The sequence below is a fragment of the Catenovulum sediminis genome (assembly GCF_007289895.1).
GTDB classification, from domain to species: domain Bacteria; phylum Pseudomonadota; class Gammaproteobacteria; order Enterobacterales; family Alteromonadaceae; genus Catenovulum; species Catenovulum sediminis.
Window position 1 is genome coordinate 43,396 of sequence record NZ_CP041660.1, and the last position, 11,529, is coordinate 54,924.

The 11,529-nt window shown below is 40.8% G+C and carries 9 protein-coding genes; 4 read left to right on the forward strand and 5 right to left on the reverse strand.

The annotated features are described in order from the left end of the window. The first annotated feature begins 98 nt into the window (after positions 1-98). Positions 99-1,478, forward strand: a complete 1,380-nt coding sequence (cysS, locus tag FNT16_RS00185) for a cysteine--tRNA ligase (protein WP_143869654.1) — start codon at positions 99-101, stop codon at positions 1,476-1,478. 84 nt (positions 1,479-1,562) lie between these two features. Here the strand turns inward: cysS and FNT16_RS00190 are convergent, their stop codons facing one another. Beyond that, positions 1,563-4,121, reverse strand: coding sequence for a VolA/Pla-1 family phospholipase (locus FNT16_RS00190; RefSeq protein ID WP_143869655.1), 2,559 nt, complete (start codon positions 4,119-4,121; stop codon positions 1,563-1,565). A gap of 193 nt (positions 4,122-4,314) precedes the next feature. On the opposite strand from FNT16_RS00190, the gene FNT16_RS00195 reads away from it, so the two are divergent. Further along, complete coding sequence (locus tag FNT16_RS00195) at positions 4,315-5,235, forward strand: gluconeogenesis factor YvcK family protein (RefSeq protein WP_143869656.1); 921 nt, start codon at positions 4,315-4,317, stop codon at positions 5,233-5,235. Here FNT16_RS00195 and dcd read toward each other — a convergent pair. Together dcd and apbC are read right to left on the reverse strand one after the other, a co-directional pair. Next, positions 5,232-5,822, reverse strand: coding sequence for a dCTP deaminase (gene dcd / locus FNT16_RS00200; RefSeq protein ID WP_143869657.1), 591 nt, complete (start codon positions 5,820-5,822; stop codon positions 5,232-5,234). The two genes, FNT16_RS00195 and dcd, sit on opposite strands and share 4 nt — an antisense overlap. Before the next feature lie 19 nt (positions 5,823-5,841). Further along, positions 5,842-6,930, reverse strand: a complete 1,089-nt coding sequence (gene apbC / locus FNT16_RS00205) for an iron-sulfur cluster carrier protein ApbC (RefSeq protein WP_246072281.1) — start codon at positions 6,928-6,930, stop codon at positions 5,842-5,844. A 102-nt stretch (positions 6,931-7,032) separates the two neighbouring features. Here apbC and metG point away from each other — a divergent pair, with 102 nt between their 5' ends. Together metG and FNT16_RS00215 are read left to right on the forward strand one after the other, a co-directional pair. Beyond that, positions 7,033-9,084, forward strand: a complete 2,052-nt coding sequence (gene metG / locus FNT16_RS00210; protein ID WP_143869658.1) for a methionine--tRNA ligase — start codon at positions 7,033-7,035, stop codon at positions 9,082-9,084. A 10-nt stretch (positions 9,085-9,094) separates the two neighbouring features. Beyond that, entirely contained in the window at positions 9,095-10,282 is a 1,188-nt protein-coding gene (locus FNT16_RS00215; RefSeq protein WP_143869659.1) for a class I SAM-dependent rRNA methyltransferase, read from the forward strand. Here FNT16_RS00215 and FNT16_RS00220 read toward each other — a convergent pair. Both FNT16_RS00220 and FNT16_RS00225 read right to left on the reverse strand, forming a co-directional pair. Next, positions 10,250-11,137, reverse strand: a complete 888-nt coding sequence (locus FNT16_RS00220; protein WP_143869660.1) for a glucosaminidase domain-containing protein — start codon at positions 11,135-11,137, stop codon at positions 10,250-10,252. The genes FNT16_RS00215 and FNT16_RS00220 overlap by 33 nt on opposite strands. A gap of 32 nt (positions 11,138-11,169) precedes the next feature. After that, positions 11,170-11,481, reverse strand: coding sequence for a hypothetical protein (locus FNT16_RS00225; protein ID WP_143869661.1), 312 nt, complete (start codon positions 11,479-11,481; stop codon positions 11,170-11,172). Between the last annotated feature and the right edge of the window lie 48 nt (positions 11,482-11,529).

Consider the following 11,529-nt stretch of genomic DNA (forward strand, 5'->3'; position numbering starts at 1 on the left):
TACCACACTGAAAATTGTTTAACTATTCTGTTTTACGAATGTTAGAATACTCGACTTAACCTCTTAACCTAATTCATAACACGGAAAATCAATAAACTATGTTGCAGATATACAATACTTTAACCCGACAAAAAGAACAGTTTAAGCCGATAGAGGATGGCAAAGTTGGATTATATGTCTGTGGTGTAACCGTTTATGATTTGTGCCATATTGGGCATGCCAGAACTTATTTAGCCTTTGATAACATGGTTCGCTACCTGAGATTTAGTGGTTACCAAGTCAATTATGTGCGTAATATTACCGATGTAGACGATAAAATAATTAAACGCGCAGTCGAACAACACATTAGTTGCGACGCTTTAACTGAACAAACGATTGCCGGCATGTATCAAGATTTTGATGCGCTCAATCTACTGCGCCCAGACGCAGAACCTCGCGTCACCAACCATATGCAGGATGTCATAGACATGGTTGCCACACTAATTGAAAAAGAACACGCCTACATCGCAAAAAATGGTGATGTGATGTTTAACGTAGACAGCTATCAACAATACGGGCAATTGAGCAAACAAGACCTATCTCAACTACAAGCGGGTGCCCGAGTAGATTTAGACGATAACAAACAAAACCCGTTGGATTTTGTTCTTTGGAAAATGGCGAAAGAGAATGAACCTAGCTGGCAATCACCATGGGGAGCGGGTCGACCAGGCTGGCATATAGAATGTTCTGCGATGAACAGTAAATTGCTCGGTAAACATTTTGATATTCACGGTGGGGGTTCTGATTTAACTTTTCCGCATCATGAAAATGAGATTGCCCAATCTTGCTGTGCACTAGAAACACCGTATGTAAATTATTGGATGCATACCGGTATGGTGCAAGTTGATCAAGTAAAAATGAGTAAATCTTTAAATAACTTTTTCACCATTCGTGAAGTGTTAAACGAATATAGTGCAGAAACCGTGCGATACTTTTTATTGTCCGGTCACTACCGCAGCCAACTTAACTACTCGAAAGAAAACTTAGATCAGGCACATGCTGCTTTGGAAAGACTGTATACCGCACTACGCGGTTTAAATAGCAAAAAAGTCCAATTAGATAAATCAGATGCGCGCGTGCAAGCATTCTGTGCAGCCATGGATGATGATTTTAATACCCCTGTCGCGTTGTCTGTACTGTTTGATTTGGCGAAAGAAATTAACCAGCAAAAAAATAGCGCGCCAGCACAAGCTCAGTTAACAGCAAACACATTACTATCACTAGCTGACTTGTTAGGTATTCTTCAACAATCGCCGGAAAACTTCCTGCAAGGCGACCAAACAGACGAAGTAGCAGAAATAGAAGCGTTAATTGCACAGCGTAAACAAGCACGTTTAGATAAAAACTGGGCATTAGCTGATGAAGCACGCGACAAACTAAATGCAATGGGAATTGTGTTAGAAGACGGTGCAAATGGCACGCAATGGCGCAGAAAGTAACGACTGATTAAGATCGAATAATAGCCCTTTTCAATACCCACAAAAGAATAGCCATCTCTTGAAAAAGAGATGGCTTTTTAATCACTAATTCGCAATAACCTCACTATCCGTTATTTTCACGACCTGCGCATTGGTCGCTAGGTAAGTTGCGATTAAATTTTGCATTTCTTGTGTGACTTCGGCGCTGGCAGCGGGTGATACCAGAGATATATGATTACCCGTATTAAAGCGAATTAATGCAGATTGGGCTTGATCTCCTGACACCGACTCAGACACTTTAGGTATGCCTAATAAACGAGCAAGGTTTTCAGTGCCCGACATAGGTGACAACGATGATACTGGCGGTATAACCTGATCCCAAGTTGCGGGCGTGCCATCCCCCCATATTTCAGTTATCAATGTAGGCGTTTGCGTTGCCGTATATGACTCAGTGTAACGATTTGGATCACCCGCATCTACTGCAGCTTGTGCCGCAAATGCGTAACCATTAATCAAATCATTTACCGCATTTAGCTGATCAGTTTGTAAAGTCGCCAAATAAACATCAAGATATTGATTATGTTGTTCAGCGCCCAATGCTAAAACATCAACACCCTGTTGTGCTAAAAATAAAAAATAGCCTTCTGCGATTGCGAACAAGGATAAAGCTTCATTATCTAATCCGGCTTGTGCTAAGTAACTCTCGCGTTGTTGTGCATATTCGACTTGATCGGCTAAAACAGTAGCTGGGTTTAAAGGCACTTGAGTTAAATAAGTTATAAAATCGCTATAATTGGATAATAAAACACTACCTTTGATAAATTTGCCAAATGAACCAGATTCAAGTAAAAAGCTGCCAATACCCCCCGAAGTATTCGCTAAAACAGCGGCCTGTACTTTAAACAAAGGATCAACCTGAGCAGCTAATGAAGTATTCGTCAGCGCAGTAAACGCGGTGCCGACCAAACCTCCTAATGAATGCCCTAAGAAATACACTCGGCTATTGTCTACTTTTTGGTTATTAAATTCGGTTTGGCCTAATGTGGCAACTGCCAGTCTCAATCTTAATAAATCAACAACACTTTGTCTTAAGTTATCGCGGATAGCCCGAATATTTTGTAAATTCATATATGCCGTTACACTATTTTCATCAGCGACAACATCCACCTCTCCATCGCCCGTTACGTCAAACCCTCGTTGACCATGTAACACCATATCAATTGAAACAGTTGCAAACCCAGCCAAACTTAGTGCAGCAGTCACAGGTAACATTCCTTCCTTTTTATTGCCGATACCGTGCTGCATAATTACGACAGGCCAACCATTTTCGGGCATTTCAACCGTTTCTTGTTTGAGCGCTGTGGCAATAACCGGATCCGGTACGGTTATTTGCACATTAACGTTTTCAATTCCCCTAATTTTGGGAACTGGATTGTATTGTGTAATGTTTCTTTCAGTATCCAATTGTAAATCGGGTAAATCACGTAACCCAAAGGACATACACATAGCATCAGATTCTGATTGAGGCTCAGCCGGTAGAGTCACACCCGCAGTAATTACACCTTGCAACGTCGCGCCACTATCACACATTGCCTGCCACCAGGCTCCGTCACCGGTTGCACCTGTTGGCTTGTCTGCACTGGCGATCCCACTGTAATAAGGCAAATCTATTGATGATTGATATAATTGCGCAGCACAAAAGCCTACAATCCCCTGTTCAGCAGTACTTGCAGTGCCTGACTGTATTTTTTCCAATATGTTTTGACAAGAATCAGACGAGGGTTGTAACGCTGTTTTCACATCTAACCCAGTTGCAACAGGGGGTGTCATTTGCGGTAACTGCGCTGGATTTTTCACCAACAATTGCTTCATCAAAGGCAAAGTCGCCTTTGATTGCACTGTCATGGCAGAACTAAATATAATATCAGATTGTGCTACGCCAAAATCAGACAATACTTGCTCATAGGAGTTAATCGTGGCTTGCAACGCTAATTGAGAGTCGGTTGCCAACGGTGCTGTTTTCACATCCTGCCGCAATGTTAAATAACTAGCAGAGGGCTCAACCGAGCGCCCTAAACCATCCTGTAAAATATCGGATACCATCACAAGGTATGTAACACCAGCTTCAAATGGACGCATAGGAATAACAGCAACCGAAGAATCTGAAGCGAGCTGAGTGACAAAATCTCCAATAGGTCCAAATGTTAACTCTTCAATAATTTTACAGGCAGTCCCCCTAGTTTTCTCTGCGCATTCCGGATGGTTAACATCAGAGCTCCCTCCCATGATTGCTTTAAAAATGCGTATCGCGTTAGGGGTTTGCGCTGATTGAGCATCTAACCCACCGGCTTCGCTGGTAACTGTAAAATCAATTACGAATGGCTGTTGAAACGACCAGCCGTCAAGTGCGGATAAAGCGACTGTTGGGTCTGAGAAATTAGCCGCATCGACTACGGGTAAATTAAGCGTACCGTCTTCCGTTTCACTGAATAGTATATCGTTGGGCACGGACAAAACAGAATTAGCAGGATCAAAAGTAACTCGAGTACTGGCTGTTAATTGATTTTCTTGGTTTTGTTCTTTTCGTTCATTCAGTGTTTCACTATCACAGGCGCTCAATAAAGAGACGATTATCGCCGCAATTCCGATTTTACTCTGGACCATTCTTTTCCTCTGCTTATTTCATGTTGCAGTCAAAAACAACTCATTAGACCAGTTAAAAATAACCCATTTATATACAATTAGCCAGTCAGATGTAAATAAAAAGTAAATTAAACTGACATATGAACTCATTTAAGACGACGAATGCAATAATTACAAATGTTCGACTTGATTTTGTTTTTAAAGACCGCAAAATGTGAGCCCGATTCAACTGAATACAGCGCCAAATAAAATGCAGTTAAAATATGTAAATATTGTCGCGATAGGCGGCGGACATGGGCTTGGAAAAGTGTTAAATACTTTTGCTGAACTCGGTTCTAATTTAACTGGCATTGTAGCAACCACTGATAATGGTGGTTCAACCGGAAAATTACGGGCCGAAAATGCAACAATTGCATGGGGAGATTTACGAAACTGTATTACTCATCTTGCACAAAGCCAACTCGGTTCAGATTTATTAAACTATCGTTTCAAAAATGGCGAACTCGACCAGCACTGTCTAGGCAACTTGATTTTTTTCGCATTAGAACAACTAAAAGTAAAACCAGTCGAGATTATGGAAATAGTCCGCAGACTGCTCAAGATTGAGAGCAGGCTGTACCCTATGACCGAACAACCGAGCGATTTAATCGCCTATAGTGGCTCTATTGTCACGCACGGTGAAGTTGCAATTGATAGTCTGCCAAACATGCCAGACCGCATGCATTTAACGTCAGAGGTAACCGCACCGGCTAGAGCCCTAAGAGCGATAAATAATGCGAACGTTATTTTATTAGGACCCGGCAGCTTTTTGACCAGTGTAATGCCAGCCCTTTTAGTGGACGATATTTATCGTGCTATTGTCAGTTCTGACGCAAAAGTCATTTTTATTGATAATCTCGGTGTTGAACATGGTGCCTGCGCTAAATCCACCTTGCCTCAACGGTTAGCGTGGCTGCTAAACACCTGTCCTGATTTAAAAATTAGCGGTGTTTTATCTGGTTTACACTCAGAGCCATTAAATATCGCAGGCTGTCGACACTTAATGGCTGAGTTATCAGATAAAGATGTGCAGTATCGGCATGATGAAACAAAACTTAAAAGCAAACTCAGTGAACTAATCAGCGCAATCGTTTAGGTTTTATCATCTTCGCTAATACGGCTAGCGACTGCGCCTGCTTGGTCACGATATTTAGCATCCAAACGTTTATTGTAAGGCTTTAAAGCACTTCCACTCATAGTTTCAAAATTCAGCGCACCGATTTTCATTTGTGGACGAAGCGCCAAAGGTAATTTTCCGCTATTAAAAAACTCCAACACAATCTGACCAGACCAGCCGGGATCAATTCTATGGGCAGTAACATGCACCATCAAACCTAATCTGGCTAGCGATGAGCGTCCATCTAACCAGCCTACAATATCATCCGGCAAAGTAACCGATTCATGTGTCATCGAAAGCGCTAATTCACCAGGGTGTAAAAAGAATGCTTCACCTTCTGCAATTTCAATTTCGTCAGACATAATTGAGTTTAAGGCTTTGTTGACTTCTTCTCTAGGCCCACTTAGATCAATATATGGCGCTGCATGATCCTGAAAAACTCTAAACTTATTACCAAGTCGAATATCAACACTAACACCACTGATCATATCTTCACTGGGTTTAGGTTCGATTACTATTTTTTCAGCTTCCATCAAAGCCATTATATCTTTATCACATAAACGCATTTTTTAGCCTAATGTTAGTTTAATCTACCTGTGTTACAGGTATAGATTGTTGTGCGGGGTTATTTCTCGCCTGTAAATACAAACTGGTCGCCAATTTTATCGCAATATTACGATAACCAGCAAAAAGATCCGCGCTATTAAACCCTGAACCGTCTCCTTTATCCATAGTTTCCCGAATTTTTATATCAAGCGGCAGGCTCGCTAACAATTTAGTGTGATGTCCAACAGCAAGACTTTGCCCGCCTTTTTCTCCAAAAATAGCTTCTTGATGCCCACATTGTGAACAGGTATGTACACTCATATTCTCAACAATACCGGCTACCGGAATTTTTAACTCATTAAACATCGCCAACGCTTTTTCAGCATCAGCCAACGCGATATTTTGTGGTGTAGTCACTACAATTGAAGTACTAAGTGGCATACTTTGCATCAAGGTTAACTGAATATCGCCAGTGCCAGGCGGCAAATCAATAATTAAATAATCAAGCTCACCCCATACAGTTTCGTTAAAGAGCTGTGTTAAGGCTTTACTTGCCATAGGTCCACGCCAAATAGCGGCTTTTTTGGGGTCAACCAAGTAACCAATTGAAATTGTTTTAATCCCTTCTTTGGAAACCAAGGGTTTCATCCACTTATCATCAATTGCTTCTGGCTGTTGACCTGCCAACCCTAACATCAGCGGGATAGAAGGACCATATATATCCGCATCAAGCACACCGACATCAGCGCCTAACTGCTTTAACGCACGAGCCAAGTTCACCGAAACCGTTGATTTGCCAACCCCGCCCTTACCTGACGCAACCGCAATAATATGTTTAATTTGAGCGCGGGGGTTTTGATGTGTGCGATTTAACGTTGCTAAAGCGTAATCATACTGAATGCTGAGATTGTGATTAATACTTTTTAACTCGTCCTCAAGTAGTTCTAGTTTAAACGGCAAACGTACTTGCTCATCTTCAATTTTCACTAATTCAGTTAAATTTGGGACATCATACTGAGCACAAAATTTTGCTAACACATCAGAATATTGCACATTCATTTTTGCTTGAGGTTTTGATTGATGCTTACCGGATACATCAGATTTTTGTCCGAAAAGATTTTTAAACACAATATTTCACTCTTTAAATGATTTAAGCAGATGAAATTAACCGCTAATTTCAGTAGTATTCACCTCAATTTTTTCAACTGCAAATATAAGTTTCTGATAAAAATGACTGATACCAGAAAAATACTCGTAACGTGCGCGTTGCCATACGCAAATGGCTCTCTACATTTAGGCCACCTATTAGAACACATACAAACCGATATATGGGTTCGTTTTCAAAAATCACGAGGGCATGAAACCTATTTTGTCTGTGCATCAGATGCACATGGTACGCCTGTTATGTTAAAGGCTGACGAGCTGGGTATCAAACCTGAAGCAATGGTTGAACAAATTCGAGCCGAACACAAACAAGATTGTGCAAACTTTTTAATAAATTTTGACAATTACCATTCGACACATTCTGATGAAAATAAGCAACTTGCAGAAACCATGTACAATAAGTTAGATGCAGGCGGCTACATATCTAAACGCACAATTGAGCAGTTGTACGATCCGAAAAAGAACATGTTCTTGCCAGACAGATATGTCAAAGGCGAATGCCCTAAGTGTGGTGCAGCCGACCAATACGGTGACAATTGTGAGTCTTGTGGCTCTACTTATGCACCCACTGAATTGAAAAATGCGAAATCAACCGTTTCTGACGCAACACCAATACTCAAAGAAAGTGAGCATTACTTTTTTGAAATTGAAAAATTTCAGGATATGTTAACCCATTGGTTAAAATCTGGCACTTTACAAGAGCAAGTCGCAAACAAGTTGAGCGAATGGTTTGCTGATGGTTTGCGAGCTTGGGATATCAGCCGTGATGCGCCTTACTTTGGTTTTAATATTCCAGGCACCACAGATAAATATTTTTATGTGTGGCTCGATGCCCCGATTGGCTACATGAGCAGTTTTAAAAACCTCTGTGAACAAAAAGGCATTGATTTTGAAAGCTACTGGTCAGAAAACTCAACTGCCGAGATCCATCATTTTATCGGCAAAGACATTATTAATTTTCATGGTCTATTTTGGCCAGCCATGTTGGAAGGTGCTGGATATAAAAAACCAACAGGTGTATACGCACATGGTTTCTTGACCGTAGATGGCACAAAAATGAGTAAGTCTAAAGGCACCTTTATCAAAGCCAGCACTTACTTGCAGCACTTGGATGCAGAATATTTACGTTATTATTTTGCTGCTAAACTTACCAGCCGAGTTGATGATTTAGATCTAAATCTCAAAGATTTTGCACAGCGAGTCAATTCAGACTTGGTTGGAAAGTACGTAAATATAGCCAGTCGCTCTGCGGGTTTTATCACTAAGCTATTCGATGGAAAACTCAGCAAAGAGATATTGGATGAAGATTTAGCACAAAGTTTCTGTCAAGCCGGAGAGCAGATTGCTGCACTCTACGAACAGCGAGAGTTTGGTAAAGCAATTCGTGAAATAATGGCACTGGCAGACAAAGCAAACCAGTTTATAGCCGATGAAGCGCCCTGGGTTCAGGTGAAAAATCCAGATACCATGCAGCGAGCTCATCAGGTTTGCTCATTAGCACTAAATTTATTCCGTATATTGACCATATATCTAAAACCGGTATTGCCTCAGCTAGCCAATAAAGTATCAGAGTTTTTACTCGACGATTTGAATTGGGCAGGCCACACCCACTTACTGACTGAGCATGAAATCAAACCATTTAAACCATTGCTCCAACGATTGGATATTAAAAAGATTGATAAAATGGTTGAAGCGTCAAAAGAAGATATTAAGAAACAGCAACCTAAGAAAGTGCAAAACGATAACGATAGCCATAACGATAGCCATAAAAATCAGCTAGAGCCTATCGCAGATGAAATCGAGTTTGCCGATTTTGCCAAACTCGATTTACGTATTGCTAAAATTATTTCCGCGGATCACGTTGAAGGAGCGGATAAGTTATTACAGATAAAGGTAGATATAGGTGGCATTGAGAAACAAGTTTTTGCGGGTATTAAATCAGCCTATCAACCCGAGGACCTAGTGGGTAAATTGACCGTTATTGTTGCTAACTTAAAACCTAGAAAGATGCGTTTTGGTTTGTCTGAAGGCATGATTCTAGCAGCAGGTCCGGGCGGCAAAGACCTTTGGATCTTAAACCCAGAAGACGGTGCACAACCCGGTATGCGTGTAAAATAAGGCCAATCACTTGAACCAAGCATATATCACTTTAGAAGCTGGCCGAGAAAAATCTTTGCTGCGTAAACACCCGTGGATATTTTCTCGCGCCATTAAACAGGTCAGCGGAACGCCAAACTTAGGCGATACTGTTGACGTATTTTCTGCAAAAGGTGTCTGGTTAGCCAGAGCAGCATATTCGCCTAAATCTCAAATTAGAGCACGCGTATGGACTTTTGAGCAAAGTGAGTCCATTGACCTTCACTTTTTTCAAAAAAAGCTGTCAGATGCTTTGCAGGCGCGCCAGTCACTGATTAATAACTCAAGTGCTTTTCGTTTAATTGCCGGCGAGTCAGATGGTTTACCTGGTTTAACCATTGACTTGTATAAGGATGTTTTAGTTGCGCAGTTTTTAGCAGCAGGTGTAGAGCGCCACAAGCAGCTTATATTACAGGCATTGAAAACAATATTACCGAATAGCCCTGTGTATGAACGCTCGGATGTTGAAGTTCGCAAAAAAGAAGGGTTAAAACCAACAACCGGTTGGTTAACGGAGCCTGCTTCAAGTCAGATATGGATAGATGAAGCTGGACAAAAAATATTAGTTGATATTGAAAAAGGCCATAAAACCGGCTTTTATCTCGACCAAAGAGACAATAGACTGATTGCATCTAGCTATGTGAAAGGTAAAAGTGTTCTCAATTGTTTCAGTTATACAGGCACTTTTGGTTTACATGCTTTGCAAGCCGGAGCTTTGCATTTAACTAACTTAGATGTATCGCAGCTAGCATTAGATACAGCAGATCTTATCTATCAGAAAAATACGATCGATCAGCAACGCTATACCAATCTAAATGCAGATGTCTTTAAACAACTGCGTCAATATAAAGAAAATCAGCAACAATTTGACGTGATCATACTGGATCCGCCAAAGTTTGCAGAAAACAAAGGGCAAGTGGTTAAAGCATGTCGTGGTTACAAAGATATCAATATGCTGGCGCTGCAATTATTAAAGCCCGGCGGAATACTTTTAACTTTTTCCTGCTCTGGCCTAATTGATGCTGAGTTATTTCAAAAAGTCGTTGCTGATGCTGCGTTAGATGCAAAAGTTGAAGCGCAAGTCATTGAAAAATTGACACAAGCAAAGGATCACCCAGTGCAATTGCACTACCCAGAGGGTTTTTATTTAAAGGGTCTCGTTGTCCGCAAAACCCGATAATTCTAGCCGCTGCCGAGCAGCGGCTAATGCTGTTTTATTTGTTCTGAGCATAGACAGTATATCCTGCACGTAATCGGCTCCGCGCTCTGAATAACTCATTAAACCGGTCGCTAATATTTCAGCGGTCGGCTTCATATCTAAGCGGCGGTAATTAGCTCGCATATCGCGCAGCACCCGGTAAGCTGCATTCGTATTTACGTTTCTAAAATAGTTACTCAGTGCTTGATACGGATTGTCATACTTAGCGACTTCATGCGTCAAACCTTCAACTCGGTTTATCGGCACTAAACCACAGCCGGGCTTGTAACACCATTGGCCAAAATAGTTCTGCCCTTGTTTAGCGAAACGTGAAGAACCCCAACCCGATTCATTAGCAGCCTGTATTAAAACAAGGTTAACAGGTAAAATATCCATTCGTTTAAGTAGTAACTGAAAATCTGCTTTTCGTGCTTTACCTCTAATATTTATTTTGTAACGCTTGAATAGATACTTAACATGCTGTCCCGCTTTTTTGTCAATCGGTTGGCCCAGCTCTTTCATTTTCAAATACGCAGTTATAAACTTTCTATTTTCTGAGATCCATTCATTGTGCGCTTCAACTAAAGGCAAAAAATAGCTAAAAAACGCGATCTTTTTTTCCTTTACATTGGCAATAGAAGAAAAATCTTGAGGCGGATCTGGATTAGCTATAGCAAGATTAATTTGAGGAACAGCAAGATCAATAACTTTAACCGACTTAGCAGTTTTTTCAGTTATTAAAGGGTATTTTTTAGGTGGAATAAAAAAAGGTAGTACCAGTGCGACTAAAAATGCTGCAATCACCGCACAAAAAAACACTCTAGAAAATAAGGACATATATATAAAAATCAGCTAATTAATACAGTATTTTACTGAAGTTCAGCCAACTCGTCATCATCATTTGCTGGCATTCTATCAATCGTGCGAAACAACAGCTGACCACAAAAATTGCAACTATGGACACGCTTTATATCATCACGTTTGAGCAAGCCCCACTCTTTAATGTCTAACTCACCACAATCACAACATGCAATTCCATCTTCAGTTTGCACTGTAGGGTGCTTTTTAAGATAAGCACTACGCGTCAGTATTTTACGATAATTTATAACCTTTCCAAAATCAGGATTTTCTTTTGTTATCTTTTTCGCTAACAGCCCAGAAAATAAACTTGACTTCAACACTTTGCTCTCCACTTGCAATAGGTTATCGATATCAACAAGTTTGATTGT